The organism is Kitasatospora sp. NPDC056181, from assembly GCF_042266225.1.
In the GTDB taxonomy this organism is placed as follows: domain Bacteria; phylum Actinomycetota; class Actinomycetes; order Streptomycetales; family Streptomycetaceae; genus Kitasatospora.
On record NZ_JBHJUK010000016.1, the window covers coordinates 72,528 to 92,817 of the forward strand.

A 20,290-nucleotide genomic window follows, 5' to 3' on the forward strand; every position below is an offset into this window, starting at 1 on the left:
AACCACGCCTTGCCGACCAACGAGGAGCCTCCCGGTGTCCGAGCTGCCACCTCCGATCACCGTCGTCGGGATCGGGGCCGACGGCTGGCCCGGCCTGGCCGGCACCTCGCGGGCGGCCCTGCGCGAGGCCGAGGTGGTGATCGGCGGACCGCGCCAGCTCGCCCTGCTCCCCGCCGCCGAGGTCGCCGCCGCACGGGTGCCGTGGCCGTCCCCGCTGCGCCCGGCCGTCCCCGGGCTGCTCGCCGAGCACGCCGGCCGCCGGGTCGCGGTGCTGGCCAGCGGCGACCCGATGTTCTACGGCATCGGCCGCACCCTCGCCGAGGCCCTCACCGGTACGCCCGCCGGGACCCCGGCCCAGGCCCTCACCGGAACGCCCGCCGAAGACCTCGCCGACGGCCGTGCCGGATCCGCCGGATCCGCCGGCGCCGAGCGTCTGCGCGTGCTGCCGCACCCGTCCTCCGTCTCCTACGCCTGCGCCCGGCTCGGCTGGCCCCTGGAGACCACCGAGGTGGTGAGCCTGGTCGGCCGCCCCCTCGACACCCTGGCGCTCGCCCTGCACCCCGGCCGCCGGCTGCTCGTCCTCAGCGCGGGCGCCGCGACCCCCGCCGCCGTCGCCGCGCTGCTCACCGCCCGCGGCTTCGGCGCCGCCCGGCTCCGGGTACTGGAACAGCTCGGCGGCCCCGGCGAACGGCACCTGGAGGGCCCGGCGGACGGCTGGCCGCACCCGGCCGGCGACCCGCTCAACGTCATCGCGGTCGAGCTCGGTCCCGGCCCGCGGACCTCGCTCGTCCCCGGCCTGCCGGACGACGCGTACGAGAGCGACGGCCAGCTGACCAAGCGCCACGTCCGCGCCGCCACCCTCGCCACCCTCGCCCCCGCGCCCGGCGAACTGCTCTGGGACATCGGCGGCGGCTCCGGCTCGATCGCGATCGAGTGGCTGCGCGCGCACCGCGAGAACCGGGCCGTCACCGTCGAGCGCGACCCCGTCCGGGCCGCCCGCATCTCCGGCAACGCCGCCGCGCTCGGCGTGCCCCGGCTGGACGTGGTCACCGGAGCGGCGCCCGCCGCGCTGGCCGGACTCCCGGTCCCCGACGCGGTGTTCATCGGCGGCGGCCTCACCGCGCCCGGCCTGCTGGACGCCTGCTGGGCGGCGCTGCCGCCGGGCGGCCGGCTGGTCGCCAACACCGTGACCCTGGAGTCCGAGGCCCTGCTCACCGAGTGGTACCGGCGGCACGGCGGCGAACTGCTGCGCCTGGCCGTCGCCCACGCCGTCCCGGTCGGCGGCTTCACCGGCTGGCGCCAGGCGATGCCGGTCACCCAGTGGTCCGCCGTCAAACCCCCTGCCGAAGCCACCAGGCCCACCACCGCCGCCGCCAGGCCCGCCACCGCCGCCCTCGTCGAACAGGAACCCTCGTGACCGTCCACTTCATCGGAGCCGGCCCGGGCGCCGCCGACCTGATCACCCTGCGCGGCGCGCGTATCCTGGCCCGCGCCGAGGTCTGCCTCTACGCCGGCAGCCTGGTGCCCCGCGAGCTGCTGGACGAGTGCCCGCCCGGCGCCCGGCTGGTCGACACCGCCCAGCTCACCCTGGACCAGATCGTCGCCGAGCTGGTCGCCGCGCACGAGGCCGGCCAGGACGTGGCCCGGCTGCACTCCGGCGACCCGTCCGTGTTCAGCGCCGTCGCCGAGCAGATGCGCCGCCTCGACGCGGCCGGCGTCCCGTACGAGGTCGTCCCGGGCGTCCCCGCCTTCGCCGCCGCCGCGGCCGCGCTCAAGCGGGAGCTGACCGTGCCGACCGTCGGCCAGACCGTCATCCTCACCCGGATCGCCAAGCGCGCCACCCCGATGCCCGAGGGCGAGGACCTCGCCACCCTCGGCCGCAGCGGCGCGCTGCTGGTGCTGCACCTGGCCGCCGGGTACGTGGACGACGTCGTCGAGCAGCTGCTCCCGCACTACGGCGCCGACTGCCCGGCCGCGGTGGTGGCGATGGCCAGCCGCCCGGACGAGCTGGTGCTGCGCGGCACCGTCGGCACCATCGCGGGGCAGCTCAAGGCCTCGGGAGTGGCCCGCACCGCGGTGATCATCGTGGGCCGGACACTGGCCGCCGAGCAGTTCCGCGACAGCCACCTCTACTCGGCGGACCGCGAGCGCCCGCACGAGCCCTGCGGGGCCTGATGGCGCACGTCCTGGTCCTCGGCGGGACGACGGAGGCGCGGGCCCTGGCGGCCGCGCTGGCCGGCCGCCCGGGCCTGCGGGTCACCAGCTCGCTCGCCGGGCGGGTCGCCGAGCCGCGGCTGCCGGCGGGCGAGGTCCGCATCGGCGGCTTCGGCGGGCCCGACGGGCTCGCCGCCTGGCTGCGCGACCACGCGGTGGACGCCTTCGTGGACGCCACCCACCCGTTCGCGGCCGTGATGTCGCACAACGCCGCCCTGGCCGCCGCCGCGACCGGCGTTCCGCTGCTGGCGCTGCGCCGCCCCGGCTGGACACCGGTCGACGGGGACCGCTGGCACCCGGTCGCCTCGCTGGACGAGGCGGCCGCCGTGCTGCCCGCCCTGGGCCGCCGGGTCTTCCTCACCACCGGCCGGCAGGGCATCGGCTCCTTCGCCCACCTCGCCGGCCTGCACTTCCTGGCCCGCTCGGTCGACCCGCCCGAGCCCCCGGTGCCCGCGGCCCTCGACGTCCTGCTCGACCGCGGCCCGTTCACCCTGGACGGCGAGCGGGCACTGCTGCGCGAGCACCGGATCGACGTGGTGGTCACCAAGGACAGCGGCGGCGCCGCCACCGCCCCCAAGCTCACCGCCGCCCGCGAACTCGGCCTGCCGGTCGTGGTCGTGGAGCGCCCGCCGCTGCCGGCCGGGGTGCCGGCGGCCGGGTCGGTGGAGGCGGCGCTGGACTGGCTGGCCGGGTACGGCACCGCCCTTCGGTAATTCCGCGTGCCGCGCCGCCCGGCGCTGCCATCATGGGGCGATGGACAGCAACCAGCGCACCCCGACCCTGCAGACCGCCGACGAACGCGCCACCCTGGTCAGCTTCCTGGACTTCCAGCGCGACACGCTCGTGATGAAGTGCGCCGGCCTGAGCACCGAGCAGCTCCGCAGCCGCGTCCTCCAGCCCTCCGGGCTCTCGCTGCTCGGGCTGGTCCGCCACCTCGCCGAGGTCGAGCGCGGCTGGTTCCGCAACGTCTTCAACGACGAGGGGCGCCCCGGCTTCTGGAAGCACCCGGACGGCAGCTTCGCGGAGTTCGACGTGGAGACCGCAGACCCCGACGAGGCCTTCGCCGTCTGGCGCGGCGAGTGCGACCACGCGCGGGAACTCGTCGCCGCCGCCGAGTCGTTGGACGTCACCGGACACCACGGCGAGGAGGCGTTCTCGCTCCGCTGGATCCTCACCCACATGATCGAGGAGTACGCCCGCCACAACGGCCACGCCGACCTGCTGCGCGAGCACCTCGACGGCGAGACCGGGGAGTAGCCGGGCCCGGAAAGGACGACGGAGCCCCGATGCCGACCCGCCACAAGGAACGCGACGTCCCCGGGCCGACCGGGCCGTGGAACGAGATCGTTCCCGGCCTCTGGATGGGCGGTCATTTCACCACCCCGCCCGGCCGCGCGCTCGAACCGGTCGTCGTGGAGCGGGAGTTCGACCTCGTGGTCAGCCTGTTCACCCGGCCCGGACACGGGCCCGCACCGGGGGTGGAGCACCTGGTGCGCGAGGTGCCGGACGGGCCGCTCTCCGCCGCTCAGCTGCGTGCCGTCCAGGAGGCGGCGACGTGCACCGCCGAGGCCGTCCGCCAGGGGCGTGCCACCCTCGTCCGCTGCCACTCCGGCTACAACCGCTCCGGGCTGGTGGTCGCCCAGGCCCTGGTCGAGCTCGGCCACGAGGCCGGCGCCGCCGTCGGGTTGGTCCGCGAGCGGCGCTCGCCGTTCGCACTCGACAACCCGCTGTTCGTGGAGTACCTGACCTCCGGGCTGGACACCGCACGACTGCTGGCCGGCCTCGACGGGTGAGGCCGGCCAGCAGGGTGACGATCCGTCAGATGTCGCGGAAGGTCTCGATCTGGGCGCCGATCGAGTTGAGGCGCTCGGCGAGGTCCTCGTAGCCGCGGTTGATGACGTAGACGTTGCGCAGCACCGAGGTGCCCTTGGCGGCGAGCATCGCCAGCAGGATGACGACCGCCGGGCGCAGGGCCGGCGGGCACACCATCTCGGCGGCGCGCCAGCGGGTCGGGCCCTGGACGAGGACGCGGTGCGGGTCGAGGAGCTTGATGTCCGCGCCGAGCCGGGTGAGTTCGGTGAGGTAGATGGCGCGGTTGTCGTAGACCCAGTCGTGGATCATCGTGGTGCCGTGGGCGGCCGCGGCGATCGCGGCGAAGAACGGCACGTTGTCGATGTTGATGCCGGGGAACGGCATCGGGTGGATGGTGTCGATCGGCGCGGTCAGCTTGGAGGGCCGGACGGTGAGGTCGACCAGCCGGGTGAAGCCGTTGTGGGCCCGGTACTCGGGGGTGCGGTCGTAGTCGAGGCCCATCCCCTCCAGCACCGCGAGCTCGATCTCCAGGAACTCGATCGGCACCCGGCGGATCGTCAGCTCGGAGGAGGTGACGACGGCGGCGGCGAGCAGGCTCATCGCCTCGACCGGGTCCTCGGCGGGCGTGTAGTCGACGTCGCAGGTGATCTCGGGAACGCCGTGCACGGTGAGGGTGGTGGTGCCGATGCCCTCGATCTTCACGCCCAGCCGCTCCAGGAAGAAGCAGAGGTCCTGGACCATGTAGTTGGGGGAGGCGTTGCGGATGACGCTGACGCCGTCGTGCCGGGCGGCGGCGAGCAGGGCGTTCTCGGTGACGGTGTCGCCGCGCTCGGTCAGCACGATGGGCCGGTCCATCGGCGCGCCGGGCTGCACGGAGGCGTGGTAGGCGCCGGCGGTGGTGGCGACCTCCAGGCCGAAGCGGCGCAGCGCGGTGAGGTGCGGCTGGACGGTGCGGGTGCCGAGGTCGCAGCCGCCGGCGTACGGGATGGCGAAGCGGTCGGCGCGGTGCATCAGCGGGCCGAGGAACATCAGCACGCTGCGGGTGCGGCGGGCGGCCTCGACGTCCATGGCGGCCAGGTCGAGTTCGGCGGGCGGGGTGAGTTCGAGGTCCCGGCCGTCGTTGGTCCAGCGGCTCTTGACGCCGATGCTGGTGAGCACCTCGAGGATGCGGTAGACCTCTTCGATCCGGGCGACCTGGCGGATCGTGGTGCGGCCGGTGGTCAGCAGCGAGGCGCAGAGGATCGCCACGCAGGCGTTCTTGCTGCTGCGGACGTCGATGGCGCCGGAGAGACGGGTGCCGCCGGCGACCCGTAGGTGCATCGGGCCGGCGTAGCCGAGGGAGACGATCTCGCTGTCGAGTGCCTCGCCGATGCGGGCGATCATCTCAAGGCTGACGTTCTGCTTGCCCTGTTCGATGCGGTTGACCGCGCTCTGGCTGGTGCCGAGGGCCTCGCCGAGCTGAGCCTGGGACCAACCACGGTGCTGACGCGCGGTACGGATGAGGGTGCCGATACGGGTGAGGTAGTCGCCTGTCACCCGGCAGACCATATCTCATGGTTGAGATAGCACCAGAACCGGGCCCGCACCTTGCACCACTTTTGTCCGATTCTCACCTCGTATGGGCGTCAGATCTTCACATCACAGCAACGGTTCAGGCCTGTTCCGGCCCGGCCGGCTCCGCACGGCCGACGATGGTGCCGGCCCGGTCGATGCAGATGACGTCCACCGCGACCGGTGAGCCGACCAGCACGCCGAGCGCGGTGGCGCGGGCCGCCTCGGCGACCAGGTCACCCAGCGGGACCCCGGCCGCACGGCAGAGCTGGATCGCCTCCAGCGCCGTGTTGGCCGCCGCCACCGCGTCGGCCAGCTCCGGGCCCGCGCCGCCCGTGCGGGCCAGCCCCGCCAGGTACCCCTTGTCCACCTGGGAGCGCGCCGAGTGCAGGTCGAGGTGGCCGGCGGCGAGCTTGGAGAGCTTGGCGAAGCCGCCCGCGATGGTCAGGCGCGGCACCGGGTGGCGCTTGAGGTACTTGAGCACGGCCCCGGCGAAGTCGCCCATGTCGAGCAGCGCGTCCTCGGGCAGGCCGTGCACGGCGACGGCGACCTTCTCCGAGGTCGAGCCGGTGCAGCCGGCGACGTGGGTCCGCCCGGCGGCCCGGGCGACGTCCACCCCGCGCCGGATGGAGTCGATCCAGGCGGAACAGGAGTAGGGGACGACGATGCCGGTCGTGCCGAGGATGGAGAGGCCCCCGAGGATGCCGAGCCGCGGGTTCCAGGTGGAACGGGCGATCTCCTCCCCGTGGTCGACGGAGATCTCCACCACGACGTCCCCGTCGCCGCCGAACTCGGCCGCCACCTCGGCGACCGCGTCGCGGATCATCTGCCGGGGCACCGGGTTGATGGCCGGCTCGCCGACGCCGAGCGGCAGCCCCGCCTTGGTGACCGTGCCGACCCCCGGCCCGGCCCGGAACACCACACCGCTGCCGGGCTCCCCCGCCCACACCGTCGAGCGGATCAGCGCGCCGTGCGTGACGTCCGGGTCGTCCCCGGCGTCCTTGACCACCGCGGCCATCGCCCGCCGCACGGCCGGCCCGTCGTGCGCATCCGGCCCGGCCTGCACGCCCGGCCCGGCCGACGCGTTCGCCGCCGCAGCCGCCGCACCCGGCCCGTCCGCCAAATCCTCGGCGGCCAGGGCGAATCCGGGCTGCTGCCCCTTCGGGAGCGTGATCACCACCGGGTCCGGGAACGCCCCCGTCAGCAGCGCCTGGTACGCCGCCTTGGTCGCCGCCGTGGCGCAGGCGCCGGTCGTCCACCCGTGCCGCAGGCCGCTGCTCTTCAGCTGCCCGGCCCGACCTCCGACCTCACCCACGACCGCTCCCTGCTCCGCACTCCCGCTCCTGGACGCCCCCATCCTCCCCCGCCCGCCGGCCGGCGGCCCACCCGCCCTGCCGGAGCGGGAGGCCGGCCGTACCGGCCTCCCGCTCCGCGCGGGCTCACGCCTCCGGGTAGCGGCGGGGGGTCCAGACGACCTCGGTGGCGTTGCCGCGCTCGACGGCCTGCGTCTGGGAGGAGCCGATGAGCAGGATCGTGCGCATGTCGACCTGGGCCGGGTCGAGGTCGGCGAGGCGGACGGTCCGGACGCGTTCGGTCGGGCCGCCGACGTCGCGGGCCATCACCACCGGGGTCTGCGGCGCGCGGTACTCCAGCAGGAGGTCGCGGGCCAGGCCGACCTGGGTGGTGCGGGACTGCGAACCCGGGTTGTAGAGGGCGAGCACGAGGTCGGCCTCGGCGGCGAGGCGCAGACGCTTGGCGACCACGTCCCAGGGCTTGAGCCGGTCGGAGAGCGAGACCACGGCGTAGTCGTGGCCGAGCGGGGCGCCGGCGCGGGAGGCGGCGGCGTGCGCGGCGGTCATACCGGGGACGATCCGGACCGGAACGTCGCGGTACGCCTCCTCGCAGGCCACCTCCAGCACGGCGGTGGCCATCGCGAAGACGCCCGGGTCACCGGAGGAGACGACCGCGACCCGGTGGCCGCGGCGGGCCAGGTCGAGGGCGAACTCCGCGCGCTCGGACTCCACCTTGTTGTCGGAGCCGTGCCGCTGCTGGCCGGGGCGGACGGGCACCCGGTCCAGGTAGGTGGTGTAGCCGACCAGGTCGGTGGCGGCGGCGAGCGCGCCGCGCGCCTCGGGGGTGAGCCAGAGCGGCCCGGCCGGGCCGGTGCCGATCACGGTGACACTGCCCGCGCCGTCGGTCGCCGGCACGGCCGGCTCCAGCGGCGCGACCTTGCTGGGCAGCACCGCAACGGAGAAGTAGGGGACGGTCTCCGCGTCTATCGAGGCCAGCGGCGCGGTGCGCTCGCCGTCCATGAAGGCGCGCTCGACGTACTGGGCGTCGTCCAGCCGGCCGGCCCGCTCCAGCGCGCGGCGCACGGCCGGGAAGGTGCGGCCCAGCTTCATGATCACGGCGGAGTCGGCCGAGGCGATCCGCGCGGTGAGCTCCTCCTCCGGCAGCGTGCCGGGGATGACGGTGAGCGTCTCCTCCGCCTCGGTGAGCGGCTGCCCCAGCCGGGCGGCGGCCGCGCTGACCGACGTCACGCCGGGGACCACCTCGGTCGGGTAGCGGTGCGCGAGGCGCTTGTGCATGTGCTGGTAGGAGCCGTAGAAGAACGGGTCCCCCTCGGCGAGGACGACGACGTCACGGCCGGCGTCCAGGTGGGCGGCCAGCCGGGCGGCGGCCTCCTGGTAGAAGTCGTCGAGCGCGCCGCGGTAGCCGCCGGGGTGGTCGGTGGTCTCGACCGTGATCGGGTAGACCAGCTTCTCCTCGATCTGACCACCCGTCAGATAGCGCTCGGCGATGGACCGCGCGATCGAACGGCCGTGCCGGGCGCTGTGATAGGCCACCACGTCGGCCTTGCCGATGAGTTCGGCGGCGCGGACGGTGACCAGGGACGGGTCGCCGGGACCCAGGCCGACCCCGTAGAGCCGGCCGGTCTGCTGAGTGTCCGTCACTCTTCCTCACTCGCAATCGCGTTGACGGCGGCCGCGGCGATCGCGCTGCCGCCGCGCCGACCGCGCACCACCAGGTGCTCCAGGCCGGACGGGTGCACGGCCAGGGCCTCCTTGGACTCGGCGGCACCGATGAAGCCGACCGGGACGCCGATCACCGCGGCCGGGCGCGGTGCGCCCGCCTCGATCATCTCCAGCAGCCGGAACAGCGAGGTCGGCGCGTTGCCGACGGCGACCACCGCGCCCTCCAGCCGGGGAAGCCAGAGCTCCATGGCGGCGGCGCTGCGGGTGTTGCCCATCTTCCGGGCCAGTTCGGGCACCGACGGGTCGGTGAGGGTGCAGATCACCTCGTTGTCGGCGGGCAGCCGCTTGCGGGTGACGCCGCTGGCGACCATGTTCACGTCGCAGAGGATCGGCGCCCCCGCGTTCAGGGCCGCGCGGGCGGAGGCGACCGCGCCCGGCGAGTACACCAGGTCCTCGACCAGGTCGGTCATGCCGCAGGCGTGGATCATCCGCACCGCGACCTGGGCCACGTCGGCGGGCAGGGCGGCGAGGTCGGCCTCGGCCCGGATGGTGGCAAAGGACTGGCGGTAGATGGACGCGCCGTCCTTCTCGTACTCGATCACTTCGTGGTCCTCCGGGCCTCGGCGACCGCCTCGGCCATCTCCTCGTTCGTCACGTCCACGGTGGCGGCGTCCACCGTCACCCGGTAGCCCTGCCCGGTGGCGAGCACGTCCACCCACGCCCCGGCCGGGTGGCCGCAGCGCCGCTCGCAACCGGACCAGTGCACCCGCAGCCCGCCGCCCGGCACCGGCGCGAGGTCCAACGCCCGGGCCGCGTCCGTACGGACGTCGGCCAGGGACTTGGCACACCCCGGCAGTCCGGTGCAGGCGCTCGCGCCGTCCCAGGCGGTGCCGGGCGCCGTGCGGAAGCCGGCCGCCGCCAGCGCGGGCAGCCGGTCGGCGGCCGCCCCGGGCAGGACGACGCCGCGCCAGGGGGTCAGCCGCAGCTCCCCGGCCGACGCCCCGGCCAGCACGCGCCACTGGGCGGCGATGGCCCGGCCGAAGCGCAGGCCGACGGAGAGCCCGCCGGGCAGCGCACCGAGCGGCGGGGGCGTACCGGGCAGGACGGGCAGCGGGGCGGTGCCGGGGTCCAGCAGGTCCGGCACGTCGCGCAGGTGCCAGGCCTTCCGGCCGCTCGCACGCAGCGCGTCCAGGAACTCCCGGGCCGCGTCCAGTGCGGCGTCCACCGCACCGGCGGCCGGGACGACGCGCGCGGTGGCGGCCCGGCCGAGGCGCAGCAGCACCGTGCCGTCCGCACCTCCCGAGCCGGGGCCCGCGCCCTGCGCACCGGCGCGCGGAGCGCCGTCCGCGCCCCTGTCCGCGCCGTCGGCCGGGTCCGTCCCGGGGCCGGCGCCCGAGCCTGCGATCAATGTCACATCGGCGTCGAGCGCGGCGACGTCGCCCCGCCCGTCGTCCAGCGCGAAGAGGAACTTGCCGGAGAGTCCGGTGGCCCAGCCGCTCGCGCAGAGCGCGGCGTCCAGCTCGCGCGCCCAGGCCCGGACGTCGGGCCGGACGTCGGCGGGGCCGGCCGACGGACCCGGCGAGGCCACGATGTTGCGGACCCGCTCGTGCGTCTCGGAGGGCAGCAGTGCGGCGGCGCGCAGCCGCTCGGCCAGCTCCTGCCCGCAGCCCGAAGCCAGGCCGCGCAGTTGGACGTTGCCGCGCGAGGTGGTCTCCAGCGCGCCGTCGCCCAGCGCCTCGGCGGCCTCGGCCAGCGCCAGTGCCTGACGGTCCGTCAGCAGACCGCCGGGCAGGCGGACCCGGGCCAGGGCGCCGTCGTCGGCGGTGTGCAGACGAAGGGCCCCCGGGCAGGCGTCCGCGCGCCCCCGGTCGGGCACCGCGGCGCCCGGCGTGGTGGCGTCGGGTGTCGGTGGCATGGCCGCGAGCATACAGATGATCCGATCGCTTGCCTCCGTACGCCGGGTCACACTCCCCGCCGCCCCACCGGGGCACTCCCCCAGGTCAGCCGCACCCCGTACGATGCTGCCGGGCGGCCCTCGCGGACCGCCCGCACGCCAGCGACGGCGCAGGGGAGGAAACCGGTGCAAGCCCGGTGCGGTCCCGCCACTGTGACCACGGTTCACCGGACTCCCGGAGACCGTGGGAGCCAGGAACTCCTGCCGTCCTCCACCGGCCCGGGGCGCGGACCCCGAGGAAGGCTCCACGCCATGCGCCCCCGCAGTTCTGTGCCCATGCCCGCCATCGAGGCCGGGAGGGCCTTCGCATGATCCTGCTGCTGTCGACGTCCGACACCGACCTGCTCAGCGCCCGTGCCTCCGAGGGGCCGGTCCGCTACCGCCTCGGCAACCCGGCCCGGCTCTCGTCCGACGACCTGCCCGCCCTGGTCGAGGGCACCGACCTGGTCGTGGTCCGCCTGCTCGGCGGGCGCCGCGCCTGGCAGGAGGGCCTGGACGCGCTGCTGGCCGGCCCCCGCCCGGTGATCGTGCTGACCGGCGAGCAGGCGCCCGACGCCCAGCTGATGGAGCTGTCCACCGTGCCCGCCGGCATCGCCGCCGAGGCGCACGCCTACCTCGCCCACGGCGGCGCGGCCAACCTCGCCGAGCTCGGCGCGTTCCTGTCCGACACCGTGCTGCTCACCGGCCACGGCTTCGCCCCGCCGGCCTCCGCCCCCGCCTGGGGCCCGCTGGTCCGCGAGGCCCGTACGACCGACGGCCCGACCGTCGCCGTGCTCTACTACCGCGCCCACCACATGAGCGGGAACACCGCCTTCGTCGAGACGCTGTGCCGGGCGGTCGAGGACCAGGGCGCGCAGGCCCGGGCGTACTACTGCGCCTCGCTGCGCGGCGCCGAGCCCGAGCTGCTGGCCGCGCTCGGCGAGGCCGACGCGATCGTCACGACCGTGCTCGCCGCCGGCGGCACCCGCCCGGCCGACGCGCAGGCCGGCGGCGACGAGGAGGCCTGGGACGCGGGCGCGCTGGCCGCGCTGGACCGGCCGATCCTGCAGGCGCTCTGCCTGACCTGGTCGCGCGCCCAGTGGGAGGCCAGCGACGACGGCCTCTCCCCGCTGGACACCGCCACCCAGATCGCCGTGCCGGAGTTCGACGGCCGCCTGATCTCCGTCCCGTTCTCCTTCAAGGAGCTGGACGAGGACGGCCTCACCGTCTACGCCGCCGACCCCGAGCGCGCCGCCCGGGTCGCCGGCACCGCCGTCAAGCACGCCCGGCTGCGGCACATCCCGGCCGCCGAGCGCCGGCTCGCCCTCGTCCTGTCCGCGTACCCGACCAAGCACGCCCGGGTCGGCAACGCCGTCGGCCTGGACACCCCGGCCAGCGCGATGCGCCTGCTGGAGCGCCTGCGCGCCGAGGGCATGGACCTCGGCACCGACCTGCCCGGCCTGGACACCGTGGCGGAGGACCAGCACGAGGGCGACGCCCTGATCCACGCCCTGATCGCGGCCGGCGGCTACGACCAGGACTGGCTCACCGAGGAGCAGCTCGCCCGCAACCCGGTCCGCATCCCCGCGGCCGACTACCGCCGCTGGTACGCCACGCTGCCCGAGGCGCTGCGCACGCAGGTCGAGGAGCACTGGGGCCCGGCCCCCGGCGAGCTCTACGTCGACCGCTCGCAGAACCCGGACGGCGACATCGTGCTGGCGGCGATCCGCTCCGGGAACCTGCTCGTCCTGATCCAGCCGCCGCGCGGCTTCGGCGAGAACCCGGTCGCGATCTACCACGACCCCGACCTCCCGCCGTCCCACCACTACCTGGCCGCCTACCGCTGGATCGCGGCCGCGCAGGCCGACGGCGGCTTCGGCGCCGACGCGGTGATCCACCTCGGCAAGCACGGCAACCTGGAGTGGCTGCCCGGCAAGACCGCCGCGCTCTCCGCCGAGTGCGGCCCGGACGCCGTCCTCGGCGACCTGCCGCTGGTCTACCCGTTCCTGGTCAACGACCCGGGCGAGGGCACCCAGGCCAAGCGCCGCGCCCACGCCACCCTGGTCGACCACCTGGTGCCGCCGATGGCCCGCGCCGACTCCTACGGCGACATCGCGCGCCTGGAGCAGCTGCTGGACGAGCACTCCAACATCGCCGCGATGGACCCGGCCAAGCTGCCCGCGATCCGCGCCCAGATCTGGACGCTCATCCAGGCCGCCAAGCTGGACCACGACCTCGGCCTCGACGAGCGCCCCGAGGACGACGGCTTCGACGACTTCCTCCTGCACGTCGACGGCTGGCTCTGCGAGATCAAGGACGCCCAGATCCGCGACGGCCTGCACGTCCTCGGCCAGGCGCCGGCCGGGACCGACCGGGTCAACATCGTGCTCGCCATCCTGCGCGCCCGGCAGATCTGGGGCGGCGTCAGCGCCCTGCCCGGCCTGCGCGAGGCGCTCGGCCTGGACGAGGCCGCGCTGACCCTGGGCGCCACGGACGCCGCCGAGGCGCAGGCGCGCGCCCTGGTCGAGGCGATGGAGGCCGAGGACTGGGCGGCCGAGGCGGTCGAGAAGGTCGCCGCCGGGCTGCCGGAGGCCGTCCACGAGGTGCTGGCCTTCGCCGCGACCCAGGTCGTCCCGCGCCTCGCCGCCACCACCGACGAGCTGGACGCCGTGCTGCACGCGCTCGGCGGCGGCTTCGTCCCGGCCGGGCCGTCCGGCTCGCCGCTGCGCGGCCTGGTCAACGTGCTGCCGACCGGTCGCAACTTCTACTCCGTCGACCCGAAGGCCGTGCCCAGCAAGCTCGCCTGGGAGACCGGCCAGGCGCTCGCCGCCTCGCTGGTCGAGCGCTACACCGCCGACAACGACGGCGCCTTCCCGCCCTCGGTCGGGCTCTCGCTCTGGGGCACCAGCGCGATGCGCACCGCCGGCGACGACATCGCCGAGGCCTTCGCCCTGCTCGGCGTCCGCCCGGTCTGGGACGACGCCTCGCGCCGGGTCACCGGCCTGGAGGCGGTCTCCCTGGAGGAGCTGGGCCGCCCGCGCATCGACGTCACCCTGCGCATCTCCGGCTTCTTCCGCGACGCCTTCCCGCACGTGGTCGCCCTGCTGGACGACGCGGTGCGCCTGGCCGCCGCGCAGGAGGAGCCCGCCGAGCAGAACTTCGTCCGCGCGCACGTCCAGGCCGACCTGGCCGTCCACGGCGACGAGCGCAAGGCCACCGTCCGCGTCTTCGGCTCCCGCCCCGGCACGTACGGCGCCGGACTGCTCCAGCTGATCGACAGCCGCGACTGGCGCACCGACGCCGACCTCGCCGAGGTGTACACGGTGTGGGGCGGCTACGCGTACGGGCGCGGCCTGGACGGGCGGCCGGCCCGTGAGGAGATGGAGACCGCGTACAAGCGGATCACCGTCGCCGCGAAGAACACCGACACGCGCGAGCACGACATCGCCGACTCGGACGACTACTTCCAGTACCACGGCGGCATGGTCGCCACCGTCCGCGCGCTCACCGGCAAGGCGCCGACCGCCTACATCGGCGACTCCACCCGCCCGGAGACGGTCCGCACCCGCACCCTCACCGAGGAGGCCGCCCGGGTCTTCCGCGCCCGCGTGGTCAACCCGCGCTGGATCGAGGCGATGCGCCGCCACGGCTACAAGGGCGCCTTCGAGATGGCCGCCACCGTGGACTACCTCTTCGGCTACGACGCCACGACGGGCGTGGTCGCGGACTGGATGTACGAGAAGCTCACCCAGGAGTACGTCCTCGACCCGGTCAACCGCGAGTTCCTGGCCGGCGCCAACCCGTGGGCGCTGCACGGCATCAGCGAGCGCCTGCTGGAGGCGGCCGAGCGCGGCCTCTGGGAGCAGCCCGACCCGCGGCTGATCGAGGAGCTCCAGGCAGCGTTCCTGGAGACCGAGGGTGACCTGGAGGGCGACGAGGGCTGACGCCCGGCCCCGTGCGGCCGTCGTCCCCGCTCCGGGGGCGGCGGCCGCACGCGTGAGCGCCGACGGCGTTTCCCCCGCCGACGGCGTGCCGGTCGCGTGCGGGGTGCCGGTCGCGTGCGGCGTTCCCACCACCGGCCGCCTGCCCGCCACCGGTGGCGTTTCGCTTGCCGGTGGCGTTTCACTCGTCGGCGACGTTTCCTCGCCGGCGACGTTTCCTTGTCGGCGGAATTTCCATCGCCCGTTCGGGTGACGCGAATACTGGTGGCATTCCCCGGCCAAGCGGACAATACGGGGCATGTCGCGCCGCCTCGCCCTCAGCCCGCCCGCCCTCGGGACATCCGCCGGCCAGGACCGGGACGTCCGTGCCCACCGGTACCGGGCCCGGGTGGCCGCGCTGGCGGCCGGGGCGCTGCCGGTGTTCGCCTTTCCGGCGCCCGGGCTCGCCCCGCTGGCGTGGGTCGCGCTGGTGCCGGGCCTGATGCTGATGCAGCGGGCGCCCGGGGGGCGGGAGGCGGCGGTGCGGGGGTGGTGGTTCGGCGCCGGGTTCATCCTCACGGCGATGTACTGGCTGATCCCGTCGATCGGGCCGGCGCTGCCGGTGCTCGCGGTGCTGTTCGGGGCGTTGCAGGCGGGGGTGGGGTACGCCGTGTGGCGGCTGCTGCACCCGCCGCTGACCACGCGTCGGGCGCTCTCGGCCCTGGTGGTCGTCCCCGCGGTCTGGCTGACCACCGACTACGCACGGTCCTGGCACGCGCTCGGCGGGCCGTGGGCGCTGCTCGGCGCGACCCAGTGGCAGCACCCGGCCGTCCTGGCGCTCGCGTCGGCGGGTGGGATCTGGCTGGTCAGCGCCGCCGTCGCGGCCGTCAACACCGGGGTGCTGATCGTGCTGACCGCCACCGGCCGGTGCCCGCGCGCCGTGGCGGCACTGGCCACCGTGCTGGTGCTGGCGGCCGGCCCGGTGCTGTTCTCGCTGCGCGCCGCGCCCGTCCGGGACGGGGCGGTGACCGTTGCGCTGGTCCAGCCCGGGATCGTCGAGGATCCGCAGGCCCGGTTCGAGGCGAGCGCCGTCGCGACCGCCGCGCTCGACGGGCGGCCGGTCGACCTGGTCGTCTGGGGCGAGTCCAGCACCACCGCCGACCTCGACCGCGATCCGGCGTCGCTGGCCCGGCTGCGTCAGCTCGCCGCGGTCACCGGCGCCGAGGTGCTGGCCGGCGAGGACGCCCGGAAGGCGGACGGGCGGATCTCCAAGGACGCCGTCCTCGTCTCCCCGGCCGGCATCGTCGACCGCTACCGCAAGATCCGGCTGGTGCCGTTCGGCGAGTACATCCCGCTGCGGCCGCTGCTCGGCTGGATCGCGGGCGTCAGCCGGGCGGCCGGCGAGAACCGGGCGCCGGGGACGGCGTTCCACGTCCTCCCGGCCACCGACCGCGGGGGCGCGCCGCTGCCGGTCGGAGCGCTGATCTGCTTCGAGTCGGCCTTCCCCGACATGTCCCGCACGGCCGCCCGGGACGGCGCCCGGGTGCTGGTCTACCAGTCCTCGACCTCGACCTTCCAGCTCACCTGGGCACCCGAGCAGCACGTCTCGCTGGCCGCGATCCGCGCCGCGGAGACCGGCCGGCCGGCCGTCCAGGCCTCGCTCACCGGCGTCTCGGCCGCGTTCGACGCCCAGGGCCGGGAACTGGCCCGGCTCGGCACCGACCGCACCGGCGCACTGACCGTGCGCCTGCCGCTGACCGGGCCGACCGAGCTGACCTGGTACGACCGCGTCGGCGACGTGGTGCCGGCGGTGGCGCTGCTGGTCACGGCGGGTGCGGCTGTCACAGCGGTGACGGCGTCACGCCGACGCGCCCGCACCGGCCGGCGTGACCCGGACCAGCCGGCCTGACTCCGGCCTGCCGGCGTGCCCCGGACGGACCGGCCCGCCCGGGGCTCAGCCGTCCCCGGGGTCCTGGTAGATGCCGAACGCCGCCCCCAGCGGGTCGCGCAGCACGGCGATCCGGCGGCCGCCCGGCATCGAGACCGGCGCCATCAGGACGCCCGCGCCGAGGTTGCCGGCCCGGAACGCGGTCACCTCCGCGTCCGCGACGGAGAAGTACGGCAGCCAGTGCGGCGGCACCTGCGGCGGGAAGCCGTCGTCCATCGTCAACATGCCGCCGAAGTCCTCGTCGGCCAGGCCCCACTGGGTGTACCGGTCGGACGGGCGGACCGTCCAGCCGAACACCGCCGGGTAGAACGCCCGGGCGCCCTCCGGGTCGCGGGTCAGCAGCTCCACCCACCCCAGCGCGCCCGGTTCGTTGAGCACCTCGGCGCCGGTCAGCCGGTTCGCCTGCCAGAGCCCGAACACCGCTCCCGACGGGTCCGCCGCGATCACGAACCGGCCGAAGTCCAGCGCCTCCATCGGCGCGACGATGATGGTCCCGCCCGCCCCGGTGATCAGGTCGGCGGTGGCGTCGGCGTCCGTGACGGCGAAGGAGATGCTCCAGGCCGTCGGCTGGCCCTCCCCGTAGAGCGGGGCGATCGACGCGGCGATCGCCCCGTCCAGCCTCATGAAGGTGTAGCCGCCGGCCTCCGGCCGTTCGTCGCGGTCCGGCTGCCAGCCGAGGAGTTCACCGTAGAACCGCTGGGCCGCCTCCGGGTCCGCGCTGCCGTGCTCCACCCAGCAGGGCCCGCCGGTGGTCACCTTGTTCTGCTTCATCTCGCCCTGCTCTCAGCCGATTTCGAGGATCAGTTTGCCGCGCGCGTGCCCCGACTCGACGAGGGCCAGCGCCTCCGCGGCGTGGGCCAGCGGGTGGCGGCCGGTGATGTGCACGTCCAGCTCTCCGGCGGCCACCAGGGCGGCCAGTCCGGCGAGCGTCGCCGGGGTGGTGGAGCGGGTGATGTAGCGACCGCCCAGCTCCGCGGCGGTGGCCGGGTCGACGGTGGAGACCAGTTTCGAGCGGTCGGACAGGGTCGCGGCGGCGGCGCGCAGGTCGTCCCCGCCGACGAGGTCGAGGATGCCGTCCACCCCGTCCGGCGCGACCGCCCTGATCCGCTCGGCCACACCGTCGCCGTAGCGCACCTGCACTGCGCCCAGCGACTCCACGTACCCGCGGTTGGCGTCGCCCGCCGTTCCCACCACCCGGATTCCGCGGCTGCGGGCGATCTGCGCGGCCACGCTGCCCACGCCGCCCGCGATGCCGAGGATCAGCAGCGTCTGCCCCGAGCCCACCCCGACGTCGCGGACCCCGTCGTCGGCCGTCGCCGCCGCCACCGGCAGCGTCGCCGCCTCGGCGAATCCGACGGTCCCGGGCTTGACGGCGCTCATCGAGGCCACCAGCAGGGTCTGCTCGGCGAAGGCCCCGGCCGCCGCGACGCCGAACACCTCGTCGCCCGGCGTGAACCCCGTGACACCCGGCCCGATCCGCTCGACCACCCCCGCGGCCTCCTGCCCCATGACGGCCGGCAGCTCGCCGTCCGTCCCGAGCCACCCGCGGCGGACCTTCCAGTCCACCGGGTTCACCCCGGCCACCCGTACCGTGATCCCCAGCTGCCCCGGTCCGGGCTCCAGCACCGGCCGGTCCAGGAACTCCTGATTCTCCGGCCCGCCGTAGTCGACGAACCCGAACGCCTTGGCCATCCTCGATCCACTCCTTCGCCGCGGCCCCTGCGCGGGGCGCTGCCAGGCCTCCTCCCCCGCCCCAGCATGCGGGCCGGGCCGGGGCACGGCCCGCCGGTGCTGCGCCGAACGGACGCGTGTCGGCGGCGGCGGCCACGGGCCGGCGGCCGACGGGCTTCACCGTCCGTCAGTGGTCCGCCGTGCGCCGCGGGCCGCCACCCTCTCCGCCGAGAAGGGATGTTGACGAACCGCGCCGGCGTCGGCTTCGATGCCATCGGCAAAACGTCGGAAACCAGGAGAAACCATGGCCCCGCCTGCCGTCACCGTCTTCCGCGGCGTCCGCCCGTTCGGCTCCCCGGTACCGGCCGACCTGATCGCCGTGGACGGCGTGCTGGCCGACCGGGTGCCCGAGGGCACCACGGCGGAGGTCGTCGACGGTGGCGGGCGGATCGCGCTGCCGACCCTGGTGGACGCCCACATCCACCCGGACAAGACCGCCTGGGGCGAGCCCTGGTACAGCCGGCGCCCGGCGGGCGGGCTGCCGGAGTACGTCCAGGGGGACGTCGAGCTGTACGGACACCAGCGGACGCCGCTCGCCGAACGGGCCGCCCGGCTGCTCTCGCACGCGGTGACCCGGGGGACGCGCGCGGTGCGGGCCCACGTGGACGTGGCACCCGCGTACGGCCTGGCCGGCGTGGAGGGGCTGGCGACCGTCCGGGAACGGCTGGAGGCGGCGCTCGACGTCCAGGTGGTGGCCTTCCCCCAGCACGGGGTGCGGCGCACGCCGGGGGCGGGCGCCCTGCTGGCGGAGGCGGCGGCGAGCGGGCTGATCGACGCGGTCGGCGGGATCGACCCGGCCGGGTTCGACGGGGTCGGCGCCCACGGCGAGGGCCCGGCCCAGCTCGACCAGGTCTTCGGCCTCGCCGAACGGCACGGCCTGCGGCTCGACATCCACCTGCACGACACCGGCGAGCGCGGCCTCGCCCCGCTGCGCGACATCGCCGCCCGGACGAGGGCGGCCGGGCTCCAGGGGCGGGTCGTCGTCAGCCACGCGTTCTGCGTGCCGGAGCTCTCCGGCGGTGCGCTCGCCACCCTCGCCGAGCTGCTGGCCGGGGCCGGCATCGGGCTCACCACCGTCGCACCCTCCGCCCACCAGGTGCTGCCCTTCCGCGAGTTGGCCGCGCACGGGGTGCAGGTGGGGCTCGGCTCGGACGGGGTGCGCGACTCGTGGAGCCCGTTCGGCAACGCCGACATGCTGCACCGCGCCCACCTGCTCGGCTGGACCACAGACGCCCGGACCGATGCCGAGCTGACCGACTGCTTCGCCCTCGCGGCCGACGGCGGCGCCGAGTTGCTCGGCCTGCCGGTGGCGGACCTCGCGCCGGGCTCGCCGGCCGACTTCATGCTGGTCTCCGGCGAGTGCCTGCCGCAGGTGGTGGTCGACCTGCCCGGTCGCGAACTGGTCGTCCGGGCCGGCCGGGTGGTGGCCCGGGGCGGCCGCTTCACGGACTGAGCCGCTTCACGGACTGAACAGGGCTGGTGAACAGGGCTGGTGAACAGGGCGGGCGGCCCCGGGTTGCCGGGACCGCCCGCCCCGCTCCCGCCGCTCACCCCCGGTTGTGGTCGCCCGTCCGGCCGTCGAGCAGTTCGCGGAGGATGTCCATGTGCCCGGCGTGACGGGCGGTCTCGGTGGCCATGTGGATGAGGACCCAGCGCAGCGACACCTCGTCGCCGAACCAGGCCCGCCCGAGGTCGTCCAGCTCCAGGTCCTCGACCACCAGGTCGGCGGCCGCACGGGCGCGGGCGTAGAAGGTGAGGACGTCGGCGGTGGACTCGTCCGGCCGGATCCGCATGTCGGACTCCTCGTCCTCGTCCAGGTCGAACGGCAGCGGACCGGTCTCGCGGCCGAACGCCTCGCAGAACCAGCCGAGTTCGGCACCTCCGAGGTGCTTCACCAGACCCAGCAGGGACGTCCCGGACGGGGTCATCGGCCGCCGGAGCTGCTCGTCGTCGAGCCCTTCGAGCTTCCAGAGCACCGCGTCACGGTGCCGGTCGAGAGCCGTGAACAGGCTTTCCTTCTCCGCCCCTTGGAAGGGCACACGCTTCATCATGCGCGGACCATAACAGCCCGCCGTTGCGGTGGGGGTGGGCAACTCCCCACCCCGACGCGCGGGGTAAACCCCCCCGCCCCGCCCCCCCGGTACAAAACGGAGCCCGCCCCCCCCCCCCCCGCCGGCCACCGGGGGGCCGGCACTACGGGCCCCGG

General features: G+C 75.4%; 16 protein-coding genes and 1 riboswitch. Of the genes, 8 read left to right on the forward strand and 8 right to left on the reverse strand.

Features of this window, described 5'->3' with window-relative positions:
• Positions 1–34: 34 nt before the first annotated feature.
• From cbiT to ACFC1F_RS09685, 5 genes are read left to right on the forward strand one after another with little or no spacing between them, the layout of a single operon-like run.
• Positions 35–1,417: a precorrin-6Y C5,15-methyltransferase (decarboxylating) subunit CbiT gene (gene cbiT, locus ACFC1F_RS09665; protein ID WP_376156858.1), complete on the forward strand. Its 1,383-nt coding sequence runs from the start codon at positions 35–37 to the stop codon at positions 1,415–1,417.
• Positions 1,414–2,175 carry a precorrin-4 C(11)-methyltransferase gene (gene cobM / locus ACFC1F_RS09670; protein WP_376156859.1) on the forward strand — a complete coding sequence of 254 codons (762 nt, stop codon included), beginning with the start codon at positions 1,414–1,416 and terminating at the stop codon, positions 2,173–2,175. Before cbiT ends, cobM begins: the two co-directional genes overlap by 4 nt.
• Positions 2,175–2,927: a cobalt-precorrin-6A reductase gene (locus ACFC1F_RS09675; RefSeq protein ID WP_376156860.1), complete on the forward strand. Its 753-nt coding sequence runs from the start codon at positions 2,175–2,177 to the stop codon at positions 2,925–2,927. Before cobM ends, ACFC1F_RS09675 begins: the two co-directional genes overlap by 1 nt.
• Before the next feature lie 40 nt (positions 2,928–2,967).
• Complete coding sequence (locus ACFC1F_RS09680) at positions 2,968–3,471, forward strand: DinB family protein (RefSeq protein WP_376156862.1); 504 nt, start codon at positions 2,968–2,970, stop codon at positions 3,469–3,471.
• Positions 3,472–3,500: 29 nt separating this feature from the next.
• Positions 3,501–4,007 (forward strand): protein phosphatase, encoded by a 507-nt coding sequence (locus tag ACFC1F_RS09685; protein ID WP_209408657.1) that lies wholly within the window; start codon positions 3,501–3,503, stop codon positions 4,005–4,007.
• A gap of 25 nt (positions 4,008–4,032) precedes the next feature.
• Here ACFC1F_RS09685 and ACFC1F_RS09690 read toward each other — a convergent pair whose 3' ends face one another.
• The 5 genes from ACFC1F_RS09690 to ACFC1F_RS09710 form a co-directional block, all read right to left on the reverse strand.
• Positions 4,033–5,562, reverse strand: coding sequence for a UDP-N-acetylglucosamine 1-carboxyvinyltransferase (locus tag ACFC1F_RS09690; RefSeq protein WP_209408660.1), 1,530 nt, complete (start codon positions 5,560–5,562; stop codon positions 4,033–4,035).
• A gap of 115 nt (positions 5,563–5,677) precedes the next feature.
• Positions 5,678–6,934, reverse strand: a complete 1,257-nt coding sequence (locus ACFC1F_RS09695) for a cobalt-precorrin-5B (C(1))-methyltransferase (protein WP_376156865.1) — start codon at positions 6,932–6,934, stop codon at positions 5,678–5,680.
• A gap of 82 nt (positions 6,935–7,016) precedes the next feature.
• Positions 7,017–8,531: a precorrin-2 C(20)-methyltransferase gene (locus tag ACFC1F_RS09700; protein ID WP_209408666.1), complete on the reverse strand. Its 1,515-nt coding sequence runs from the start codon at positions 8,529–8,531 to the stop codon at positions 7,017–7,019.
• A complete protein-coding gene (locus tag ACFC1F_RS09705; protein ID WP_148641655.1) occupies positions 8,528–9,154 on the reverse strand; it encodes a precorrin-8X methylmutase in 627 nt (208 codons plus the stop codon). The genes ACFC1F_RS09700 and ACFC1F_RS09705 overlap by 4 nt, the downstream gene beginning before the upstream one ends.
• The gene (locus ACFC1F_RS09710; protein WP_376156866.1) at positions 9,151–10,479 is read right to left on the reverse strand and encodes a hypothetical protein; all 1,329 of its coding nucleotides are present in this window, start codon (positions 10,477–10,479) and stop codon (positions 9,151–9,153) included. The genes ACFC1F_RS09705 and ACFC1F_RS09710 overlap by 4 nt, the downstream gene beginning before the upstream one ends.
• A 143-nt stretch (positions 10,480–10,622) precedes the next feature.
• Positions 10,623–10,707, forward strand: a riboswitch (cobalamin riboswitch).
• A gap of 107 nt (positions 10,708–10,814) precedes the next feature.
• Here ACFC1F_RS09710 and cobN point away from each other — a divergent pair.
• On the forward strand, positions 10,815–14,429 hold the full coding sequence (gene cobN / locus ACFC1F_RS09715; RefSeq protein WP_376156867.1) for a cobaltochelatase subunit CobN: 3,615 nt from the start codon (positions 10,815–10,817) through the stop codon (positions 14,427–14,429).
• A 295-nt stretch (positions 14,430–14,724) separates the two neighbouring features.
• Positions 14,725–16,314 (forward strand): apolipoprotein N-acyltransferase, encoded by a 1,590-nt coding sequence (gene lnt / locus ACFC1F_RS09720; protein WP_376156868.1) that lies wholly within the window; start codon positions 14,725–14,727, stop codon positions 16,312–16,314.
• Between the two features lie 45 nt (positions 16,315–16,359).
• On the opposite strand, the gene ACFC1F_RS09725 is transcribed toward lnt, so the two are convergent.
• A complete protein-coding gene (locus ACFC1F_RS09725; RefSeq protein ID WP_376156870.1) occupies positions 16,360–17,124 on the reverse strand; it encodes a VOC family protein in 765 nt (254 codons plus the stop codon).
• A 12-nt stretch (positions 17,125–17,136) separates the two neighbouring features.
• Positions 17,137–18,045: an NADP-dependent oxidoreductase gene (locus ACFC1F_RS09730; RefSeq protein WP_376156872.1), complete on the reverse strand. Its 909-nt coding sequence runs from the start codon at positions 18,043–18,045 to the stop codon at positions 17,137–17,139.
• Between the two features lie 247 nt (positions 18,046–18,292).
• Here ACFC1F_RS09730 and ACFC1F_RS09735 point away from each other — a divergent pair, with 247 nt between their 5' ends.
• On the forward strand, positions 18,293–19,537 hold the full coding sequence (locus ACFC1F_RS09735) for an amidohydrolase (protein WP_376156873.1): 1,245 nt from the start codon (positions 18,293–18,295) through the stop codon (positions 19,535–19,537).
• Between the two features lie 94 nt (positions 19,538–19,631).
• Here the strand turns inward: ACFC1F_RS09735 and ACFC1F_RS09740 are convergent, their stop codons facing one another.
• Entirely contained in the window at positions 19,632–20,135 is a 504-nt protein-coding gene (locus tag ACFC1F_RS09740) for a DinB family protein (RefSeq protein WP_376156874.1), read from the reverse strand.
• Between the last annotated feature and the right edge of the window lie 155 nt (positions 20,136–20,290).